The organism is Ruegeria lacuscaerulensis, from assembly GCF_013031245.1.
GTDB lineage: Bacteria > Pseudomonadota > Alphaproteobacteria > Rhodobacterales > Rhodobacteraceae > Ruegeria > Ruegeria lacuscaerulensis_C.
Window position 1 is genome coordinate 411,112 of the sequence record NZ_WPZL01000002.1, and the last position, 21,931, is coordinate 433,042.

The window sequence follows — 21,931 nt, forward strand, 5'->3', positions numbered from 1 at the left end:
CTTGAAGTCGATCGGGCCAGAGTGCTATCCAAAACAGCGCGGCGGGTATGATGTAATGGTAGCCTGTCAGCTTCCCAAGCTGAACGCGCGGGTTCGATTCCCGCTACCCGCTCCATTAAACTCCGCTAACCATATTAAAAATAATAATAAAAAGTACGGAGCCGAAGCTGCTCCACATTTTGCCCTACATTTGAGTTTTGATACGCGCTGATTGGCTTGTCTTCCGTTTTGCGATAGAGACCGCTCCTGAATTATGAACTTTCAGGTTAGTCGAAACTGAGATTGTGCGTTCGGGAGGAAAATGGATCCCGCTGTTGCAACCAATCAACCCTATGTCCAGAAAGTGGACACTATCATTCGAAAGCGTAGCTCCAAGACTATTTTTTGCCCAAGGTCGTCGTTCTTTTGAATGGCTGCCTTGTCCGCTCTCCGATTGGCTCCGCTTTTTGCGAAAATGCTCGACAGGTTTTTCGGCGATGGCACCATCGCGCCATGGGAAATGGTCTATTCACTTGGTGACCGCGAGCGACTACGCGATTTAGCCTCGGGAGCCGGTTTCCGCGATGCGCATGTCACGATTGATGTAAAATTCGCCCGCTACCCTGACCCGGATGCATTCATTGCCGGAGCTACCGCAGGTTCTCCGATGTCCGAAACCATGGCTGAAATATCCGAGACTGAGCAAGATAGGCTGATCGGAGAGATTGTTGCCGAGCATTCACATTATCACGATGACGATGGCCTCACTGTTCTAGCGGAATGTCTAACCCTGACGGCAAGGAAATAGGGCGTCCGCTTTCTCCCGCTCACCGGACGCTAAACGCCACTGACTCACATAATGCCTGATAGAATTCGTGAGATGACCGCTACGAGCCCTATCCGGTCATTGCCACACATTTAGGTGCTGGGGGTGCATTGGGCCGATTTGAGCGGTTACTCACGGCGATCTGAAATTGAGAGCTCTTTGGCCCGTCTGGCCATGACAGTCGCTTGCGTGTACCTTTCCAGTACAGGTGCAAAAAACCGTACCAGCCGCTCTTTGGGGAGGGGGACGATGACAGCAACACACACTGGGTATCTGCTAATCGCAGATATATCGGGTTACACACAATTTCTGACATCCTCGGAAATGGACCATGCCAATCCTATCCTGCAATCGCTGCTGGCCGCTCTGATTGAGCAGGTGGGCGATCCGTTGCATTTTTGGAAAACCGAAGGCGATGCTGTCCTTGCATATTCGACACGCCAGGATTTCCCATCAGGCGAGACGTTTCTGACCATCTGCGAAAACCTGTACAACGCATTTACCCTCAGGCGGCAGGAAATAATCGCCAACACAACATGCCCATGCCGAGCTTGTGCCAATGTCGGCAACCTGGACCTCAAAATCATCGCCCATCATGGCCAATTTGACGAAATGCAGCTTGGCCCGACTAAGGACATTTCGGGATCCGATGTCATTCTTGTTCACCGGATGACGAAGACAGACGTGGCTGAGAACACCAGCATTCGCAGCTATGCCTTGTTCAGCGAAGCGGCCGCAAACGCCATGGATATCAGTGATATAATGGAGCCCTATTCGCAGGACATCGAACATTTTGGTGAAGTCCGCATGATGGTCTACGATTTGGCCAAATCATGGGAAAAAATGCGTGCTGACCGACAACGCGAATTCCTCGAAGAACTGGATGGCGTATGGACCCTGCGATATCATTTCGACGCCCCCATTGGGGTCGTTTGGGAAGCTCTCGTCGCTCCCGAACACAAACTGAAGTGGATGAACCGCGTCAGCGATATCAAGATGGAAAACCCCCTAGGACGCCTTGGACCGGGGTCGGGCTATCATTGCGCGCACGAAATGGCTCAATTTTTCTATCGTGTCACAGATTGGGAACCCTTTGATTATTTTTCGACGCGCATTCTGGACCCTGCGCGCCCAGACATCAGCTTCCCTGAGACCTACCATCTGACGAAAACAAACACGGGCACTGAGCTGCGCTACACAATGGGTATGGCGACCGATGCCGATGGCGTGCGTTCGGAAATTTCTGAACAAGAATGTTCCGCGTTCTTGGCAGAGTTCTGGGCTGTGTCTTTTGCCGACATGAATGAGCAACTCCGCCAATCCAATTAGCACTATTCTACCCGAAGGTCGAAAGAACGCCGCAACACTGAACAGTGTGAGGTCAGCTTTGACCGCGAAGTAGATGTAGCAGGAAACGACCCGGCGGCAGGACTGCGCAGATAGTGAACACGTTGCCTCGTTGCGTTGGCGATGTACCACAGGCGCGGTCCGTCAGCGCAAGGGGGTTGTATCGACTGTTAGGCAGCTCGGTTCATTTTAAGCGTCGAAGTTCCAGATGTCGCGCTGAACCTTCCAGCCGTCGTCGCCTTTGCGGAAGTAGAGAATATACTTCCCAGAGAGTTCTTGCCCGCCCATCGAGCCCGTCAGCGTTCCCATCGTAACGGCAAAGTCTCCGCTGATATGTGCTGCGGTTGGATTGGCCACAACGTCGTTCAGCCCCCCGTCAATTGCTGCCTGCCAATACTCGCGGATAGCTGCGTGACCTGACATTGTCGGCGCGCCCGGCGGCATGACCGCGCCATCTTCGGCGTACGGCGCCGTCGCTTTACTTGCGTCTTTTGCGTTGATACCTTCGACTATGGCCGCGTCGAGTGCCTTTACAGTATCAACATCCGACATCTTTTCCTCCCGAGTTATCCCGCTATGTCCACAGACTACCACAGAAGCCTGAGTCGATGCTCATCTACGATGCCCAATCTAAGTTTACCCAACGAAACTCTTAAGATACGGGAAATGAATTGTGGTGGCCTTAGCCATTATGTCGCTGTTCTTCACCCACAGGATGAACGGCGGCTTTGTTGCGATAGCGGATATAGCTTCGATTTTGCCGAACGTCGGCTCTTCTGGTACGAAGCAGTCGTTGAAATTGGGTCTGTTTTTGGGTCCTGACCCTAGAATGCTCCTTTGTTCGAGCAGAGGGCAGCGAACCTAATTAGCAGTATCGCGCAGACGATGTAACCGCCGTTATACATTCTTCTCAAATGTAGTTTTTATTTAAGATTACAGTTATTTGGCTCGAGCGGACAGAGCGAAGCAAATTGAACGTCGCTATACCGCTACCTTTTTCCTTTAATGGGTTGCGGAAAGGCGATTTCTGCCTCTAGCCATATATGCCCTACACTCGCGGTGGGCTTATTTGCAACAAACTGCAACAACCGGCCACAGCCCGAATTTACAAAATCCAACACTGACAGATGACTAGAGGTCATTTGCAAAATGTTGCAACAGTAACATGGAGCGGGCTGCCCGCTCCAAGTTTCCTCTTTAAGCGCATGTAACGAAACAAAAAATGGCGCTTTTTGATTCGAGACCTCAGCATCACTTAGCTGGGCTTGCTGTCCCGAGGTCAGCTTACATTAATTTGAGCGAATAAATTTCAACCAACTCTTCCCGGCCACGTAGTTTGTGTGCGCCTATGCGTTCGAACTCAAGCGGTTTGACCAGTGCGCTCCGGACAGTGCTGGAGGTAAGTATGTTCACTTCGGAATGAATGTTACCCAAAACGCGCCCGGCCTCTTCCAGTCTTTGGGCAACGTTCACGGAATCTCCGACCACGGTATAGCTTAGCCTGCCTTCGCTTCCGATATTTCCAACGACCACGCGACCGATGTGAATACCGATCCGCAACCTGACGGTATGTGTCAGTTCCGCCCTGGCTCGCCGATGCTGGTTATATTCTTCAATCCACCGAGCAATCTCGAGTGCTGCGTTGCACGCCAGATCAGCGGCATCGTCCTGATGTTCAAGTGCACCCCAGATCGCCATTACGGAATCTCCGATGAACTTGTCGATCGTGCCACCGTTTCTTTGGATACAGTCAGCCAACCCGGCAAAGTGTTCGTTCAGGAACATCGCGGTTTGAGGCGCAGTCAGATGTTCCGAAAGTGCGGTAAACTCGACAATGTCAGTGAACATAATCACGACATCACGATGAGATGAGTCGATTTTCTTGCCCGTATGCTGGCGCATCAACTGTCGCACCAATCGCTTGGGCACATAGAGTTCGAACCAGCGTAAGCCATCGAGCATGAAATTGTATGAACGCGCTGCTTCGTCCAGTTCGCGGAAGAAAGATCCTTCGATTTCGGCGATGTTGGAAACATCCAGATCGTGGACGCGTTTTGCGCTGTCCGAAAGTCGCCGAACCGGTTTTGCAATCTTCTGACCGATCAGGGCTGCTGTTCCCGCCGAGATACCTGCCATAACAAGGCAAAACACTATGGCCCATTTAAGCCGGGCCGCTTCCGCGATAATATCGTGGGCTTCAAAATATGTAGCGACGGTAAGGGGAAGGGCGCCATAATCAGATAACTCGTCGAAGAAAATGACATACTCCCATTCGGCATAACCAACAAAACGTGTGTTTGCCCCGGTAAGAAAGTACTTTGCGACACTGAAACGGTCATTTGGTTGCCACATCGCCGAAACAATCGGATCGGAAAAACGATCCTGCTGCGGAAGAGGGGCCGAGCGATTCAGACCGGCATAACCAAACGCCATAAGCGGATGCGCCAATACGGCATTTCTGCCGTAAAGCATGAAGACATTTGCGCCGAATTCCATTTCCTGATCAGCCAGGAATTCAGACAGTTTTACGACGGAAACCCATGCCGACAGGACGCCAACGATCCGACCTTGTCGAACGACCGGTTTTTGATAATTCAACACAGCCTGACCGTATTCTTCCCGCCACAGGATGTCGCCCCAACGGGATTCACCGGATTCAATTGTACCTTTTACAAGGTGCAGCAGGTCAACATCGTCCCCGATTCTCAAAAAAATCGGTAAAGTCTCGTCGTGGACGCGTTCGACCCCTGTCAGGACGTGGTTTCTGTCAATGAACTGTATACGCAGGATCTGGGGGGTGGCTGAAACAGCACCTAACAACAGGCTCACAAACTCTTCTGAGCCGTCCGCGTCCACCTCGCTGGAAGTAATCCGACTTGCGATGAAGTCGATTTGAGCCGAGGCCGCATTCAGATAACGTTCGACCTGGTGACGTTGCGCGCCAATGATCAGTTGCGCCTTTTGAGTTAACAACTCCGAAGTGTTGCGGTAGCCAACGACCAATCCCACGCCCAAAACACCGGCAACCGACGTCAAAACAAAAAAACCCAACCCAAGCGCCAGCGCAACCGACATCGAGGCATGCCAATCGCTGTCGCTTGTTTGTTTGGATTTTGTTTTCAGGACCCCCATTGATACGTCCCGCTAACGAGGCCGCTTCAAATTTACCTATGGTCAATTATATATAAGTTATTGAATTTTTAAAGTATGGCTTCCTAATGGCGAGAACAGCCAGAAGCATCACGGCTCATCTGCCAGAGCTTCCGACATGGCCGACCAGACAGCCTGCAGCGAAGCGCGTTCAATCCGGCGTTACCAGCCACCGAAGTTTTGAAGCCACTTTTTGAGTTCTTTCCATTGAGGCGTGTAGGGCCGTTCATAATCGTCGCGCCTGCGGAGAGACGGCTTTCGGCCATGCATGATAGGGTGTTCTTATCGCCGCTGCGCAGAGGATAAATATGCGGGAACCAGATCAGACCGGCCAGAGAACATCACAGGAAGATTGCGAAGGCGACGTGCATGCTTTTCTGGAAAGCCTGACCGGACCATCGCGTGGAAACGTTGCTTGGCTTGTCGACAGCGCGTTAACCATCTCTGTCGGTGAGCGCCGCGCCCTGAGCCTCCGCCTGAAAGATGATTTGCCACCTCATGATGAAGACATTGCATCGCTCCAATGGACGGAAGGTGGTTACACGCTAAAAGCTATGTCTGGACGAAATATCTGGGTCAATGGGCAAAAAACCGTTTCGGCATCACTTGAGCCCGGCGATGTGATCGAGTTCGGCGAAAAGGGTCCGATGACCCGGTACAGGACATGCAGCCATTCGTTTCCCACGCATCACACGGTCGAGGATATTTTGAGTGACGCCTATGCGTATGCCCGCACAAGCCGTCGACCGTTCGCAAAAAGGATGTCCGGCGCGCTGCGCGACAGTGGGCGTCGGCTTGCATCACAAACCACTGTTTTGTTCAGAATTTCCGTTCTGGCCGCGCTGTTTCTGATCGCGGGCTTTGTGTTCTTACTCTTTCAGAATGACCGGAGACTTGCAGACAGCCTCAGGCAGGAATCGGGTAAGATCGAGGCGGTCGCGGTCATGCTTGCCCAAACGCGCGAAGACGCGCTTACACCGGAAGACCTGAATGCCCTAAAGAGCGCTTTTGAAAACCAGGTAATGTCGACCGAGCAGCGTATTGGAACGCTTGAACAGCGCGCCGGGGCACCGACACGGGTCATTACCGCTTCAACACGATCGGTTGCATTCATTCAGGGTGCCTACGGATTGCGGCATTTAGAAAGCGGCAAACTGTTGCGGCATGTGCTTGGCCCGGACGGAGAGAAACTGCAAACCCCGTTTGGGCAACCTTGGATCGAACCGGATGCTACGGGCGAACCCGCCGAATTCCAGTTCACGGGCACCGGTTTTTTGTTGCAGGGCATTCCGCTTATGGCCACGAACCGCCATGTCGCGTTGCCCTGGACAACCGGCGATAGAGAGCAGGCTCTGAAAAGTGCAGGTCTCGAACCCGTGATGCTTAGGCTGCTGGCCTATTTGCCCGATCAGAGCGCCCCCATAGTGGCTGAGTTGGATCAATTCAGCGAAACGGCTGATTTGGCGCTTTTGTCCGTTGACCCGGAGCGGGTTCAAGGGCTTGGAGTTCCGCTGGCGGATGAACATCCACGCGCAGGCGAAGAAGTTTTCTTGCTGGGATATCCAACCGGTCTCAAGGCCTTGATCGTGCAAGCCGGGCCGGACTTTCTTGAAACTCTGGAGGATGATGGCCCCGCTAATTTCTGGACAATTGCTTCCCGCCTTTCCAATCAAAGCCAGATTCAGCCACTTGCCAGCCGCGGCATCGTTGCTCAAACCAGTCCGGGATCTGTCGTTTACGATGCTGAAACCACGTCCGGTGGAAGCGGCGGTCCAGCGCTGAACCGGAGGGGAGAGGTTGTTGCAATCAATGCTGCGATCCTGCCTGAATTTGGTGGCTCAAACATTGGCGTTCCGGTGTCACACCTCAAGGCTTTGCTGGGCGGGGCCAAAAGTCAGTAAGGCAGCGTAACCGCCGCAATTATTCAGGTCGGCGCGCCTGAAACAGGTTGATGACAGCCGGGATGTGAAAGTCCGTATCGGACAAGAATTGCCGGAACTCCTCGCCAACGGCGCGCTGAATGGCCAGCAAATCCTGGTCATCTCCTTCGAAATGCGCGATTACGCGCGCTGCCGGGCCAACGCGCGCGCACAACGCCGCTGATCCCTCAATCCCGCCAAAGCCCGGCAGTTCCAGATTTACCGCTTCGGCCTTTACATCCGTCAGCCCGGCCTTTGTCATCATTCCGGCGACGTGATCCAGATCGTGAAATGCCAGTGGTCCGGGCGCGTAACGGTCTACCCGCGGGGGGTGCCCCAACCGACTTACGGCGGCGACGTGGGGTATTTTGAACCAAGGGTTTTCGTCGAGAGGTCCCCAGGCTGCAAAGGTCATCTGCCCTCCGGGCTTGAGCGCCTGGGCGATGTTTGCAAAAGCAGCCACGGAATCGTCGAAGAACATAACGCCGAAACGCGAGATCGCCGCATCCATCTGACCAGACGGAAAGTCATAGGTTTGCGCGTCAGCGAATTGGAAAGCGGTATTGTTCAGGCCTTTTTCGGCAGCACGCGCAGCGGCCCTGTCCAGAAATGATTGCGAAATATCGGCCGCCAGAACGCGCCCGCCTGGGCCGACGTGACGGGCTGCGGTCAGACTGCTCACGCCTGTACCGCAGCCAATGTCCAGAACAGCCATGCCCGGCGCAAGCCCGGCACGGTCCAATACTAGCTTCAGCACAGGGGCCATGAGATGATCAAGCTGATCTTCGTAAGTCAGCCATTTGGCACCGGGTTCCGAATTTCCCCAGTATTCCGCCTGTTCTTCGTTCGCAACTTGCATCACTGCCCCCGGTTTGATGAAGGGACTATGACCTCCTGCGGCGGCGGCGGCCAGATTTTTCCTCATCCCCACCCGTATTGAATGTGGGCGAGGGCAGAGTGACAACCTGCGCCAGTTCCGGGAAGGGATCGGTTTTGTGCGGGATCGCGTTGGCGGCGACGAAATGATCCTGAAACTTGGGCTCGATGGCCGTTTCGACTTTGGTGATCTCGCGTACAACGCGCTCGATCTCGGCCCGCGACCCGATGTTGCACAGAGCGATCCGCGCGCCGGTGCCGGCGGCGTTGCCAGCGCTTGAGACCTTGTCCAGCGGCGCATCGGGGATCATGCCCAGAACCATTGCGTGCTTGGTCGAGATATGGGCTCCGAACGCTCCGGCCAGAACCACGCGATCCACCGTATCGACGTTCATTTCGTCCATCAGCAACCGGGCACCGGCGTAAAGCGCGGATTTGGCCAACTGAATGGCGCGGATGTCGCCCTGGGTTACGGTGATGCGCGGGCCGCCCTCGGCGCTGGCATCGTGGATCAGATAGGCGTGGGTGCGGCCTTCGGGAACGCAGCGGGCGGTGCCGGCTTGCTCGGCAGACCCGATCAAGCCACTTTCGTCCAACAACCCGGCGATGCGCATTTCAGCGACCGCTTCGATGATGCCTGAACCGCAGATGCCGGTTATGCCCGTCGTCGCGACATCCTGATCGAACCCGTCCTCGTCCGACCATTTCTCGGACCCGATCACACGAAAGCGGGGTTCCTTGGTGACGGGATCAATTTCGATCCGTTCGATAGCACCGGGCGCGGCGCGCTGACCCGAACTGATCTGTGCACCTTCAAAGGCAGGGCCAGTGGGCGAGGAACAGGCCAAAACGCGACTGGTGTTGCCCAACAGGATTTCGGCGTTGGTGCCGACATCGACGATCAGAACGAGGTCTTCGGACTTTCCGGGCTCTTCTGACAGGGCAACGGCCGCGCAATCCGCGCCGACATGGCCTGCGATACATGGCAGGATATAGACCCGCGCGCGCGGGTTCATCTTGGTCAGGTCCATCTCACGCGCGGGCAGGGATATGCTTTCAGAGGTTGCCAGAGCAAAGGGTGCCTGACCAAGTTCGACCGGGTCCAGCCCCAACAGCAGGTGGTGCATAACCGGGTTGCACACAAATACGGTTTCAACGATCAGTTCGGCGTCGATCCCGGCTTCCTCGGCGATTGAGGTGGTCAGATCGTTGATTGCCTCGCGCACGGCCTTGGTCATCTCCTGATTGCCGCCGGGGTTCATCATCGCATATGAGACGCGGCTCATGAGGTCCTCGCCAAAGCGGATCTGCGGGTTCATCAGGCCCGAGGACGCCTTGACCTCACCGGTTTCCAGATCGGTCAGATGGGCGGCGATGGTGGTCGAGCCCAAGTCGATGGCCAAACCATACAGTCCATGTTCGTGCAGCCCGGGCCAGATTTCGACGATTCGGGCCACTTCGTCTTTGTGGCCTTTGTAAACGGCCACGGTAACTTCCCATTTCCCCTTGCGCAGGACCGGCTGAAGCTTGGACATCAGAGACAGATCGGCGGTGACAGCGTCAATGTCCCACTGCTGGCGCAGGGCACGCTCCAGGCGTTCCAGATCACCGGTGGGCGAGTGCATGTCGGGTTCTTCGACAACCACGAAATACAGCCGGGTTGCCGGGTCCATGATGATCGCCCGCGCTGCGGCGGCCTTGCGAACAACCTGGCGGTGAACCTGGCTTTCGGGCGGCACATCAATGACGATGTCGCCCTGAACCGTTGCCTGACATCCCAGACGGCGACCCGGTTTCAGTCCGCGTTTGTCATCATAGCGCTGTTCAACCGCGTTCCATTCGCTCAGGGCATCATCGGATGCAGTCACACCGTGCTTGGGAAACTCACCAAAGCTGGGTGTGATCTGGCATTTCGAACAAATCCCGCGTCCGCCGCAGACCGAATCCAGATCGACGCCCAACTGCCGGGCGGCGGTGAGTACCGGAGTGCCCACGGGGAAGTGCCCGCGTTTGCCCGACGGAGTAAAGACAACAAGGGGATCGGTGGTCATGATTGGCCTGCCTTTTGTATTCGCGCGTATGCCGGGCAAGATATGGGTTTGCGCGCAAAGGGAAAGGGCATTCAGCGGCACGTTTTGCGTGGGTTGCGTCGTTTTTTGCTGCAGTATCGGTCTGAAGGTGGAAACTAGTTTGGGGCAGGGGCTTTTCCTTAGCCTGAATCCATGTAATAGGGTCACCGCCAAACGGGGTTTTGCATGGGGTTAGCAGATGCAGATTCGTGAGGCACTTACCTTTGACGATGTTCTTTTGGTTCCGGCGGCCTCGTCGGTGCTGCCGGCAACGGCGGATACAAGCACACGCGTGACGCGTGAAATCACCATGAACATCCCGTTGCTCAGTTCGGCAATGGATACGGTGACCGAGGCGCGCATGGCCATCGCCATGGCGCAAGCCGGCGGAATAGGCGTTATTCACAAGAACCTGACGGTGGATGAACAAGCCCGCGAAGTGCGGCGGGTCAAGCGCTTTGAATCGGGTATCGTCTACAATCCGGTGACGCTGCGGGTCGATCAGACACTGGCAGATGCCAAGGCTTTGGTGCAGCGCTATAACTTTACCGGTTTTCCGGTGGTCGATGATGAAGGCCGCGTGGTTGGCATTTTGACCAACCGCGATATGCGCTTTGCAGCTTCGGAAGACACGCCGGTCCACGTCATGATGACCTCGGACAATCTGGCGATGCTGCAGGAACCTGCGGACCTGGAAGAGGCCAAAAGCCTGATGAAAGCCCGCCGGATCGAAAAGCTGTTGGTGGTTGACGGTGATGGCAAGCTGACAGGTCTGCTGACGTTGAAAGACACCGAACAGGCCGTTTTGAACCCGACGGCCTGCAAAGACCGATTGGGCCGTCTTCGGGTTGCCGCGGCAACTTCGGTCGGGGATGCCGGGTTCGAACGGTCAGAGCAGCTGGTGGACTCGGGTGTTGATATCGTCGTGGTCGATACCGCCCATGGGCACTCGCAAGGCGTTCTGGAGGCGGTGAAGCGCGTTAAGGCTTTGTCGAACGAAGTCCAGATCATCGCAGGCAATGTCGCCACCAGCGAGGCGACCAAAGCGCTGATTGATGCCGGGGCGGACGCCATCAAAGTTGGGATCGGGCCGGGCTCGATCTGTACCACGCGTATGGTGGCAGGTGTCGGCGTGCCACAGCTGACGGCGATCATGGATTGCGCGACGGCGGCCGGGGATGTTCCGGTGATCGCTGACGGTGGCATCAAGTTTTCGGGCGATTTCGCCAAAGCTATCGCGGCGGGTGCCTCCTGCGCTATGGTCGGCTCGATGATCGCGGGCACCGATGAAAGCCCCGGCGAGGTGATCCTGTATCAGGGACGTTCGTTCAAGTCGTATCGTGGTATGGGCAGCCTCGGCGCCATGGCCCGAGGTTCGGCGGATCGGTATTTCCAGAAGGACGCGGCAAATGACAAGCTGGTGCCCGAAGGAATCGAGGGGCAGGTGCCGTACAAAGGTTCAGCCAGCGCCGTGGTGCACCAACTGGTCGGCGGTCTGCGCGCGGCAATGGGCTATACTGGCTGCGCAACGGTCGAAGAGATGCGCAAGAACTGCAATTTCGTCAAAATCACGGGCGCAGGCTTGAAGGAAAGCCATGTGCATGACGTTCAGATCACGCGCGAAAGCCCGAACTACAGAGTGATGTAACTTAGTTCTTGATATTGCACGGCGCCCAGACCCGGGCGCCGTTTTGCATTTGTAACGCACCCGACTGAGTCCAAAAAGCATCGGAATAGAGATGACCCCGGCCGCACGCATTCAGGCTTCGATTGAAATCCTTGATGAGATACTGGCAGGCGCGCCAGTCGAGAAGGCGCTGACCGGATGGGCGCGTCGCAGTCGGTTTGCCGGGTCCAAGGATCGTGCTGCGGTGCGGGACCATGTGTTCTCGGCGTTGCGGTGCAAACGGTCTTATGCGGCCCTCGGGGGGGCTGAAACCGGGCGCGGGCTGATGATCGGCTCGGTACGAGCAGCGGGTGAGGGTCTTGAGACGCTGTTCACGGGAGCCCGTCATGCCCCTGCGGTCGTGTCCGACGTCGAGCAAAGGCTGGATTTTGAGACCGACGCAGAACGGTATGACATCCCTGAATGGCTATGGCCCAGGTTTCAGTCTTCGCTGGGGGACCATACAGTTGCGGTCGCGCAGTCACTGCAAAGGCGCGCTCCGGTCCACCTGCGTGTCAACCTGATCAAATCTGATGTTGCGGGTGCCATAGCTGCATTGAATGATGATGGCATTGAGGCAATTACGCATCCGGCTAGCAACACTGCGCTCGAAGTTGTTGAAGGGGCGCGTAAAATTGCTCAGGGTCAAGCTTACGCGGATGGTCTAGTTGAGCTTCAGGACGCAGCCAGCCAGGCTGTTGTCGATGCTCTGGATTTGCAACCGGGAATGCGGGTTCTGGATTATTGCGCGGGCGGCGGCGGAAAGTCTCTGGCATTAGCTACGCATCAAGGCGTCGAGGTGTTTGCCCATGATGTGAATGCGGGCCGGATGCGGGACTTGCCTGCCAGGGCCGAGCGGGCCGGGGCACGTGTCACGATTTTAACGACGGATGATCTCGAACAGTGCGCACCGTTCGATGTCGTTCTCGCGGATGCACCATGTTCCGGCAGCGGCTCGTGGCGGCGTGCACCTGCAGGTAAATGGACGCTGACCGAAACACGCTTGAGCGAATTGTCGAATATTCAATCCGACATTTTGGAGAAGCTGTCTCAGATGATCACCTCGACCGGGGTTCTGGCCTACGCGACGTGTTCAATGCTGGATGATGAAAACGGAACAATCGTGGATGCGTTTTTAAGATCCAGCCCAAAATGGTCAGAGCAATTTCGCAAAACGTGGCTGGTTTCACACGGAACAGACGGATTCTTCACTGCACACTTGACGCGATAGCGCGTCAGGGACTAGCAACCTTAGGGAGAGTGTTCGTTTTTAAGCGGACATTAACATTATTTGGGCTGATTACTGAAAAGCTCACCGACCTGAGTTGTTTATGTCTGACATTACCGGAATTTTCCCTGATCCTTCTCTTCAAAAAACTCCGACGGGATTGCGGCTTGCGCCTATTGTCGTTGTGGGCGCTCTGCTAAGCTTTTCACCGTTTTTCGGGCTTTTACCCCCGGAATGGAAAACTGGTTTTGTCGTCGCCGGAGTATCACTGTTGTCGGCCGCCTTATTGGTCGTTCTGAAGGGGCAAATTGCGGATTACTCTGCGCGGCGTGCAATGGAAGCCATGGCAGTTTTTGCCGAGCAGGACCTGTTTCCTTGCCTGATTGCAAACACTCAAGGAGATGTGTTGAGTTCAAACTCTCAGGCCCGGGCACAGATTCAGGCGTTTCCGGGTGCACGTCTTGAGAACTGTCTGAAATCGATGATTGCGAACCCACCTGCAATTCTGCTGCGCCTGCAATCGCTGGCCGAGATTTACGGTAAGGCGCGGGAGGACATTGTAACGGTTGGATCGACCATACCAGTTTCAGTGTTCGGTGTGGGCAATGGTTTGTTTTGCTGGCGATTTCATTTGGAAACACCTGGGCGCTGGGATGAGGTTTCCGTACCGGTTGTAACTGAAGGACGAAACGGTGCTCTGTTGCGTGTGAACGGAGCCGCTGAACACCTGTTGGGGCAAAAACCTGAAACTCTGCATCAGGTAATCTCCACCGACGTGCAGGGCGCGGGGGAAATCACGAAGGTAAAAACGGCAAACGGGTGCGTTCCTGCGGTAGCATGCGAGTTGGCACGATTTGGTACGTTCCGCGATCTGCTCCTTCTGCCCATGGACGATGGCGAGCAGAGTGTTAGTGAAGCCTCTTTTGCAGACTTGCCCGTGCCGATCATGAGACTTTCGCCTGACGGCATTATTCTCGAAGCCAACCGGCTTGCCGCGAAACTGATTGGGAATATCCAGCCGGGTGAAACTAATGTCGATCAGATCATGCGGGCGCTTGGGCATCCCATTCTGGATTGGCTGGCAAGGACGGCCGCACAGGAACCCGCGATGCGCTCAGAGTTTCTTCGCCTGACCCGTCAGGACAAAGAGGTCTTTGTCCAGGTCACGTTGAACCGTGTGGTGAATAACGGTCAGGTCTGCCTGATCGCGGTTCTGAATGACGCCACCGAACTCAAAACACTCGAAGCGCAATTCGTTCAGGGGCAAAAGATGCAAGCCGTTGGGCAGTTGGCAGGGGGTGTTGCCCATGACTTCAACAACCTCCTGACAGCGATTTCCGGACACTGTGACCTTCTGCTTTTGCGTCATGATCAGAACGACCCGAATTATGGGGATCTCGTACAGATTAACCAGAACGCCAACCGTGCAGCCGCGCTGGTCGGTCAGTTGCTGGCGTTTTCCCGAAAACAAACTCTGCAGCCCGAGGTTCTGGACCTTCGGGACACGATCTCGGACTTGATCCATCTGCTGAACAGACTGGTCGGAGAGAAAGTCCGTCTGACCCTTAGCCACGATCCGGTGCTGAAACCTGTGCGTGCTGATAAACGGCAATTGGAGCAGGTGTTCATGAACCTGGTCGTTAACGCGCGCGACGCGATGCCGGATGGCGGCGAAGTACGAATCGAAACCGAGGTTGTGGTGCTGAACCAACCCCTCGCGCGGGATCGCGCGACTGTGCAGCCAGGCGAATACGTGACCGTTAAAGTCAACGACAGCGGCGTTGGTATCCCCGCAGATAAATTGCAAAAGGTGTTTGAACCTTTCTACACCACCAAACGCACCGGCGAGGGCACCGGACTTGGGCTGTCGACCGTTTACGGAATCGTCAAACAAACCGGTGGCTTCATTTTTGTCGATAGCCTTCCGGGCCGCGGGACCGAATTCACGGTTTACCTGCCTGTTTGTGCCGCGCCTCAGGACGCTGAGCCAGCCGAGAAACCCATATCCGACCCACAAAGCGCCCGGCAGGGTGAAGGTGTCGTGTTGTTGGTCGAAGATGAGGCGCCGGTGCGCGCATTTGCAACGCGGGCATTGCGGCTGAAAGGGTATACCGTTCTTGAGGCGGAATCGGGCGAGGAAGCTCTGCGCTTGCTTGAAGACGGGGCGCTGAATGTCGACGCCTTTGTCACAGACGTCGTCATGCCCGGAATGGACGGTCCGACCTGGGTTGGCAAAGCGATGGAGACGCGCCCGGATGTCCGGGTAATATTCATGTCCGGCTATACCGAAGGCGCATTCGGAGAGTCCGGGCCGGAAATCACGAACTCAACCTTCCTGCCCAAGCCTTTCTCGCTGAATCAACTGACTGAGGCGGTTTTTCAGCAACTTAACTGATCAACTTAAAGTGCCGACGCGTGGCAGGCGAATTCCGCTGCGTGCAGTTTTCGGAACTTCTCTTCGGTTTCCGGCGACAGGAAAAGGTCTCGCTTCGGTGAAGTGTTTTCCTGTTTGAGGTCGATCTGCATATTCAACCGATCCTGCAGGAAATCGAGTATCCTGTCCTGGTTTTCATATTTGAAGACATGGCTGGCACCACAACCATTGCTGCGGGTGCGGAAAAACTGGTTCTGGCTGCCGACATCTGCAAATTCCGGACGCGGATTTTGCATATAGGCCTGCACGAACTCATCAAAGCTCAGGTCGCGGGTAGAATGTGGGTGTCCGATCCGGTCCGACCGGCTGCGGAACCTGTACCAGCTGCCTAGCCAGTCGATGGGTTCGCGTACGACGGCCATGATTTCCATCTCGGTGTCGTACATTTTACGAAAAATGTTCTGGAAAAAGCGGTCATAGCGCCGTACGGGGGCGTGTTTCAGATCCGGCGGGCCAGTCACGACGAAATCGGCACGATCGCTCAGGGCGGAATGGTAAGCCGTGCTGCCTGTTTTGGGGACAGCCAGAAACGCGAGGCGTTCCTTATAGAAAACAAGCATTTATTCGCCCTTTGACGATATTTGTTACTGGTGCAGATTGGCGTAAACGACTCTTTAACACAATTACCGAACAGTAAGTATCGTAAGTTTTAGTTGAAATGTTCTCTTTTTGGTCCCATAAGGAACAAGAGGCGAACAAAGCAGCGATTGCCGCCCGTTCAAGGGTGTGACAAAAGGGAAGGCGACAGGACAATGGCGGATCTTCTGACAATGAGCGACAAGAAAAACGCAGACAAGCAAAAGGCGCTCGACAGCGCGCTGGCCCAGATTGAACGCCAGTTCGGCAAGGGCTCGATCATGAAGCTGGGCGAGGACGCAAAGCAAGACATCGAGGCCAGCTCGACCGGTTCTCTGGGTCTGGATATCGCGCTGGGGATTGGCGGCCTGCCGATGGGCCGGATCGTCGAAATTTATGGACCTGAAAGCTCGGGTAAAACGACGCTGACGCTGCATTGCATTGCCGAACAGCAAAAACACGGCGGAGTTTGCGCCTTTGTTGATGCGGAACATGCGCTGGACCCGCAATATGCGCGTAAGTTGGGCGTTGATCTGGATGAGTTGCTGATCTCGCAGCCCGATACCGGCGAACAGGCGTTGGAAATCACCGACACGCTGGTGCGCTCGGGTGCGGTGAACATGGTCGTGGTCGACTCGGTTGCGGCGCTGACGCCCAAATCGGAACTCGAAGGCGACATGGGTGACAGCAGCGTTGGCGTGCAGGCCCGCCTGATGAGCCAGGCGATGCGCAAGCTGACCGGCTCGATCAGCCGCAGCAACTGCATGGTGGTCTTCATCAACCAGATCCGGATGAAGATCGGTGTAATGTTTGGCAGCCCGGAAACCACAACAGGTGGGAACGCGCTGAAGTTCTACAGCTCGGTTCGTTTGGACATCCGCCGCATTGGGGCGATCAAGGATCGGGACGAAGTGGTCGGCAACCAGACCCGCGTCAAGGTGGTCAAGAACAAGGTGGCGCCGCCGTTCAAGCAGGTGGAATTCGACATCATGTATGGCGAAGGCATCAGCAAAATGGGTGAGCTGCTGGATCTTGGCGTCAAGGCCGGAGTGGTCGAGAAATCAGGCTCGTGGTTCAGCTATGGCGATGAGCGGATCGGGCAGGGGCGTGAGAATGCCAAGCAGTACTTGCGTGACAACGGCCGCGCCGCGCTGGAAATCGAAGACAAGATTCGTGCGGCGCACGGACTTGATTTCGAAATGCCACCCAGTGCGACCGAGGATGACGACATCCTCGAAGCCTGACGGTCAAAAGAGCGGCTGCATTCGGGTAATGCGCAGAATTCGAAAAGCAGGGCGGCCCTTTTGGGGCCGCCTTGTTTCGTTCCGCGGCCCCAACGCTGTGGACTATCCGCAGGGACGGCGATAAACCCGTTTCGGAACAAAATGATTGCGCGCCGAGAGAGCCTTATGCCCACGCTGAACGATATTCGATCGACCTTTCTGAACTACTTTGCCAAACAGGGGCACGAAGTGGTGGCGTCCAGCCCTCTGGTCCCGCGCAATGACCCGACGCTGATGTTTGTGAACTCGGGGATGGTTCAGTTCAAAAACCTGTTTACCGGCGTTGAAACCCGCGATTATCAACGTGCAACCACCTCGCAGAAATGTGTGCGAGCAGGCGGTAAACATAACGATCTGGATAACGTGGGTTACACTGCGCGGCATCACACCTTCTTTGAGATGCTGGGAAATTTCTCGTTCGGCGATTACTTCAAGAGCGACGCGATACCTTTTGCGTGGGAACTGATTACCAAGGAATTCGGCGTCGACAAGAACCGTTTGCTAACGACGGTTTATCATACCGACGACGAGGCCTTTGAAATCTGGAAAAAGGTCGGCGTGCCGGAGGATCGGATCATCCGCATCGCCACGAACGACAACTTCTGGCAAATGGGGCCGACCGGTCCCTGCGGCCCATGCACCGAGATTTTCTATGACCATGGCGATCACATCTGGGGTGGCCCTCCGGGCTCGGCCGAGGAAGATGGCGACCGGTTCATAGAAATCTGGAACATCGTTTTCATGCAGAACGAGCAGTTTGAGGACGGCTCGATGGTCGAACTCGACATGCAGTCGATCGACACCGGCATGGGGCTCGAGCGAATTGGCGCGCTGCTGCAGGGTAGCCACGACAACTATGACACGGATCTGTTTAAGACGCTTATCGAGGCATCAGCGGAAGCGACTGGCGTGGATCCTTATGGTGACCAGAACGTCCACCACCGCGTGATCGCGGATCACTTGCGTTCGACTTCGTTCCTGATTGCGGATGGCGTAATGCCCTCGAATGACGGTCGCGGCTATGTTCTGCGCCGGATCATGCGTAGGGCCATGCGTCATGCGCATCTGTTGGGCGCGAAAGACCCGGTTATGCATCAATTGGTACCGTCTTTGGTGCAGTTGATGGGAGCGCAGTATTCCGAACTTGGGCAGGCGCAGGCGCTGATCGAAGAAACGCTGCTGTTGGAAGAGACCCGGTTCAAGCAGACGTTGGACCGCGGCCTGAAATTGCTGGATGATGAGGTTGCAGGACTGCCCGAGGGTGCAGCATTGGCTGGCGACGCGGCATTCAAACTGTACGATACGTACGGGTTCCCGCTGGATCTGACGCAGGATGCGTTGCGTGAAAAGGGCCGGACAGTGGACACTGACGGTTTTGACGCGGCTATGGCGGAACAAAAGGCCAAGGCCCGCGCGGCCTGGGCCGGGTCGGGCGAGGCTGCGGACCAAGCGGTGTGGTTCGATGTGCTGGATGCTGCGGGTGCCACGGATTTTCTCGGCTACGATACCGAAAAAGCCGAAGGCCAGGTCGCTGCTCTGGTCGTGGATGGTGCTTTGGTCGACAAGATCGAAAAGGGCGGCACGGGCTGGGTCATCGTGAACCAGACCCCGTTCTATGGTGAGGCCGGCGGTCAGGTGGGCGATACCGGGGAAATCCGGCGTCTGGAAGAGCGTGACGACGTTGCACGGGTCGAAGACACCAGGAAATTTGCCGATGGCAAGGTGTATGCTCATAAAGTCACTGTCGCTCAGGGCACATTGTCAAAGGGCGACGGCGTCGAACTTGAGGTAAACCACGCCCGCCGTACAGCGATCCGGGCCAACCATTCGGCGACGCACTTGCTGCACGAAGCGTTGCGTGAAACGCTGGGTGATCACGTTGCACAGCGCGGATCGCTGAATGACTCTGATCGGTTACGGTTCGATTTTAGCCATTCCAAAGCGCTGAACCTGGATGAAATCCGGAAAGTCGAGCGCGAGGTAAATGAGTTCATCCGTCAGAACTCCACCGTCGAGACCCGGGTCATGACACCGGATGACGCCCGTGGAATGGGTGCTCAGGCTCTGTTCGGTGAGAAATACGGGGATGAGGTCCGGGTTGTCTCAATGGGCAAGGCGCCCACCGGCAAGGGGCACGACGGTGAAACCTGGTCGATTGAGCTTTGCGGTGGAACGCATGTTCGCCAGACAGGTGACATTGGGACATTTGTCGTTCTGGGTGACAGCGCCAGCAGCGCAGGCGTTCGGCGGATCGAAGCTCTGACCGGTGATGAGGCTTTCCGTCATCTGTCGGCACAGGATCAGCGCCTGGGACAGATTGCGCTGGAACTGAAGGCGCAGCCGGACGATGTTGTCAGCCGCGTCAAATCCTTGCTGGATGAACGCAAAGCCCTGCAAAACGAAGTTGCACAACTGCGCCGCGATCTGGCGATGGCAGGTGGATCAGGGCAGGGCGGTGCCGAGGCACGCGATGTAAACGGAGTGCCTTTCCTGGCGCAAGCACTGACTGGAGTGTCGGGCAAGGATCTTCCTGCATTAATTGATGAACACAAAACCCGTCTGGGTTCTGGCGCGGTTTTGCTGATTGCAGATGCCGGTGGTAAAGCTGCAGTCGCTGCTGGCGTCACAAAGGACCTGACCGACAAAGTGTCGGCGGTCGATCTTGTTCGGGCCGCTGTCTCTGAACTGGGCGGAAAAGGTGGCGGTGGACGCCCTGACATGGCGCAAGGTGGCGGCAGGGACGCCTCGAATTCGGACGCGGCGATCAAAGCCGCCGAGCAAGTATTGGGAGGTTAAGATGGCCGCACTTTGGATTGCACATGTCACTGTGACCGACAATGAGGCATACGGAAAATACGCTGAACTTGCCGGCCCCGCGATAGCCAAACATGGCGGCACCTTTATCGCCCGGGCCGCCCGGTATGTTCAGCTTGAAGGGAAAGAGCGGCCACGCAATGTCGTTGCCCGTTTCCCTTCGCTCGAAGCCGCTGTGGAATGCTACAATTCTCCGGAATATCAGGAAGCACTGGATCACGCGCGCGGCGCCAGTGAGCGCGAGTTGGTGGTTGTAGAGATCACTGAATAGACTCAATTCGCGCGTTCTTTGCTTTAGTTTAGATGGAATGCGCGGATTTCAGCCAAAGGAACAGCCGGTTAACTTCAATAGATTTCTGGCTTTTCCCGCATATAGCATCCTTGTTATAATTCAGTGATTTAATTTCATTTCTGAATGTGACTTTTTCTTGCCGCACTCATAGATTGTGGCCGCCAGCTCTCAATTCTTGCCCGAAATGGCCATATTGAGAGACGAACTTCCGCCTCTTTTCGCTTGCAACTTCACCTGAGATTGCAGAAGACGCTCGGCCTATCGATAATTGTTTTAATCGAATTACGGCTCGGATCGTCCGCGATCACACGGATGAGAAACGGATCGAGGGACAGGCATGAAATCATTCGGCGTTGAATTCAGAGCCGCGCTTAAGAGGTGGGCTATCACTTCCGGGCGTTTGGCCGTTGTTTCCGCGGTCGTGTTGAGCCCGATTTTTGTTACCGAAAATGCTGTGGCGAGCGAAGGGAACTTTATCCCAAGTATTAATGTGTCGCCGCCGCCGTCGGGTGCGCGCCAACTTTGCAGGCAATACAAATGGGCATGCTCGACCAAGGCGTCTGTTCTGATGTCCAGCCAGCAGGAAATGCAGATTATCAGACAGGTAAATCGGCGGATAAACTCCACGACCCGTACAGTGACGGATCAGTCGCAGTACCGGACCATTGAAAGATGGGCGCTCCCAACGTCTCGGGGCGGAGATTGCGAAGATTTTGCTCTGTTGAAGAAACGAGACCTGATACGTGCAGGTGTGGACCCGAACAAACTGCTCATAGCCACCGTTCTGGACACTCAACGCAATTCGCATGCGGTGTTGGTTTACCGATCAGCGGGCGGAGATCTGGTGTTGGACAACCTGACTAACCAAATCAAGCCGTGGTCGGCGACACGCTATTTGTTCCTTCGGATGCAAAATCCACGTAAACCCAGCGGTTGGGTCAGCGTCTACGGGCGCAGCTGAACAGGGCCTTTTGAACGGTGGTCGCGGCTGACATGGTCAACATCTAGGAAAAAGGGCGACATTATTGTCGCCCTTTCCGATTCTATGTTCAACGGGTTTGAGCCACTGCCGCAGCGGTGAGCTAACCTTGGTGCAACGATTTAGTTGAACGTGCCGCCACTGCCGGGACCGTTTGCGTTGCCGCCGGAGGCGCCGCCATTACTGCCACCATTTCCGTGGCCGCCGCCTCCGTTGCCATTACCGTTGTTGCTGCCGCCATTACCGGTACCAGGCCCAGAGCCACCGTTGTTGCCGCCGCCGTTTCCGGAGTTGCCGGCGTTTCCGTTACCATTGCCCGGGCCGCCATTGTTGCCACCGCCGCCATTGTTGCCACCGCCGCCATTGTTGCCGCCGTTGCCGCCGCCATTGTTGCCACCGCCGCCATTGTTGCCGCCGTTGCCGTTGCCGCTGTTGCCGCCGCCGCCATTGTTGCCGCCGTTGCCGTTGCCGCTGTTGCCGCCGCCGCCATTGT

16 protein-coding genes and 1 tRNA gene are annotated in these 21,931 nt (G+C 55.9%); 11 read left to right on the forward strand and 6 right to left on the reverse strand.

The genetic code is table 11. The features are described 5' to 3' along the window. Positions 1-41: 41 nt before the first annotated feature. The 3 genes from GOX66_RS04630 to GOX66_RS04640 all read left to right on the forward strand — a co-directional run bounded on the left by GOX66_RS04630 (position 42) and on the right by GOX66_RS04640 (position 2,134). Positions 42-115: transfer RNA gene (locus GOX66_RS04630), tRNA-Gly, on the forward strand. Between the two features lie 303 nt (positions 116-418). Further along, positions 419-787 (forward strand): hypothetical protein, encoded by a 369-nt coding sequence (locus tag GOX66_RS04635; RefSeq protein WP_170760049.1) that lies wholly within the window; start codon positions 419-421, stop codon positions 785-787. A 177-nt stretch (positions 788-964) separates the two neighbouring features. Next, positions 965-2,134, forward strand: a complete 1,170-nt coding sequence (locus GOX66_RS04640; RefSeq protein WP_170760051.1) for a DUF2652 domain-containing protein — start codon at positions 965-967, stop codon at positions 2,132-2,134. Between the two features lie 207 nt (positions 2,135-2,341). On the opposite strand, the gene GOX66_RS04645 is transcribed toward GOX66_RS04640, so the two are convergent. Next, positions 2,342-2,704 (reverse strand): YybH family protein, encoded by a 363-nt coding sequence (locus GOX66_RS04645; RefSeq protein WP_170760053.1) that lies wholly within the window; start codon positions 2,702-2,704, stop codon positions 2,342-2,344. 732 nt (positions 2,705-3,436) lie between these two features. After that, entirely contained in the window at positions 3,437-5,284 is a 1,848-nt protein-coding gene (locus GOX66_RS04650; protein ID WP_170760055.1) for an adenylate/guanylate cyclase domain-containing protein, read from the reverse strand. A 326-nt stretch (positions 5,285-5,610) separates the two neighbouring features. Between GOX66_RS04650 and GOX66_RS04655 the strand changes: the two genes are divergently transcribed. Next, positions 5,611-7,203, forward strand: coding sequence for a trypsin-like peptidase domain-containing protein (locus tag GOX66_RS04655; RefSeq protein WP_170760058.1), 1,593 nt, complete (start codon positions 5,611-5,613; stop codon positions 7,201-7,203). A gap of 19 nt (positions 7,204-7,222) precedes the next feature. Here GOX66_RS04655 and GOX66_RS04660 read toward each other — a convergent pair whose 3' ends face one another. Beyond that, positions 7,223-8,080, reverse strand: coding sequence for a class I SAM-dependent methyltransferase (locus GOX66_RS04660; protein WP_170760060.1), 858 nt, complete (start codon positions 8,078-8,080; stop codon positions 7,223-7,225). Positions 8,081-8,105: 25 nt separating this feature from the next. Then, entirely contained in the window at positions 8,106-10,148 is a 2,043-nt protein-coding gene (locus GOX66_RS04665) for an ASKHA domain-containing protein (RefSeq protein WP_170760062.1), read from the reverse strand. Positions 10,149-10,365: 217 nt separating this feature from the next. Here GOX66_RS04665 and guaB point away from each other — a divergent pair, with 217 nt between their 5' ends. From guaB to GOX66_RS04680, 3 genes are all read left to right on the forward strand, one after another. Continuing rightward, positions 10,366-11,814, forward strand: a complete 1,449-nt coding sequence (gene guaB, locus GOX66_RS04670; protein ID WP_170760064.1) for an IMP dehydrogenase — start codon at positions 10,366-10,368, stop codon at positions 11,812-11,814. 91 nt (positions 11,815-11,905) lie between these two features. Then, entirely contained in the window at positions 11,906-13,063 is a 1,158-nt protein-coding gene (locus tag GOX66_RS04675) for an RsmB/NOP family class I SAM-dependent RNA methyltransferase (protein ID WP_170760066.1), read from the forward strand. Positions 13,064-13,163: 100 nt separating this feature from the next. Continuing rightward, positions 13,164-15,455 (forward strand): hybrid sensor histidine kinase/response regulator, encoded by a 2,292-nt coding sequence (locus tag GOX66_RS04680; RefSeq protein ID WP_170760067.1) that lies wholly within the window; start codon positions 13,164-13,166, stop codon positions 15,453-15,455. Between the two features lie 5 nt (positions 15,456-15,460). Here the strand turns inward: GOX66_RS04680 and GOX66_RS04685 are convergent, their stop codons facing one another. Then, the gene (locus GOX66_RS04685; protein WP_170760070.1) at positions 15,461-16,054 is read right to left on the reverse strand and encodes a sulfotransferase family 2 domain-containing protein; all 594 of its coding nucleotides are present in this window, start codon (positions 16,052-16,054) and stop codon (positions 15,461-15,463) included. Between the two features lie 192 nt (positions 16,055-16,246). Here GOX66_RS04685 and recA point away from each other — a divergent pair, with 192 nt between their 5' ends. The 4 genes from recA to GOX66_RS04705 all read left to right on the forward strand — a co-directional run bounded on the left by recA (position 16,247) and on the right by GOX66_RS04705 (position 21,420). Further along, positions 16,247-17,314, forward strand: a complete 1,068-nt coding sequence (gene recA / locus GOX66_RS04690) for a recombinase RecA (protein WP_170760072.1) — start codon at positions 16,247-16,249, stop codon at positions 17,312-17,314. A 165-nt stretch (positions 17,315-17,479) separates the two neighbouring features. Continuing rightward, the gene (alaS, locus tag GOX66_RS04695; protein WP_170760074.1) at positions 17,480-20,149 is read left to right on the forward strand and encodes an alanine--tRNA ligase; all 2,670 of its coding nucleotides are present in this window, start codon (positions 17,480-17,482) and stop codon (positions 20,147-20,149) included. Between the two features lies 1 nt (position 20,150). After that, positions 20,151-20,438: a DUF1330 domain-containing protein gene (locus GOX66_RS04700; protein WP_170760076.1), complete on the forward strand. Its 288-nt coding sequence runs from the start codon at positions 20,151-20,153 to the stop codon at positions 20,436-20,438. Between the two features lie 358 nt (positions 20,439-20,796). After that, positions 20,797-21,420 (forward strand): transglutaminase-like cysteine peptidase, encoded by a 624-nt coding sequence (locus tag GOX66_RS04705; protein WP_170760078.1) that lies wholly within the window; start codon positions 20,797-20,799, stop codon positions 21,418-21,420. A gap of 140 nt (positions 21,421-21,560) precedes the next feature. Here GOX66_RS04705 and GOX66_RS04710 read toward each other — a convergent pair. Then, a partial coding sequence (locus GOX66_RS04710; RefSeq protein ID WP_214652563.1) for a hypothetical protein occupies positions 21,561-21,931 on the reverse strand: 371 nt, incomplete at its 5' end.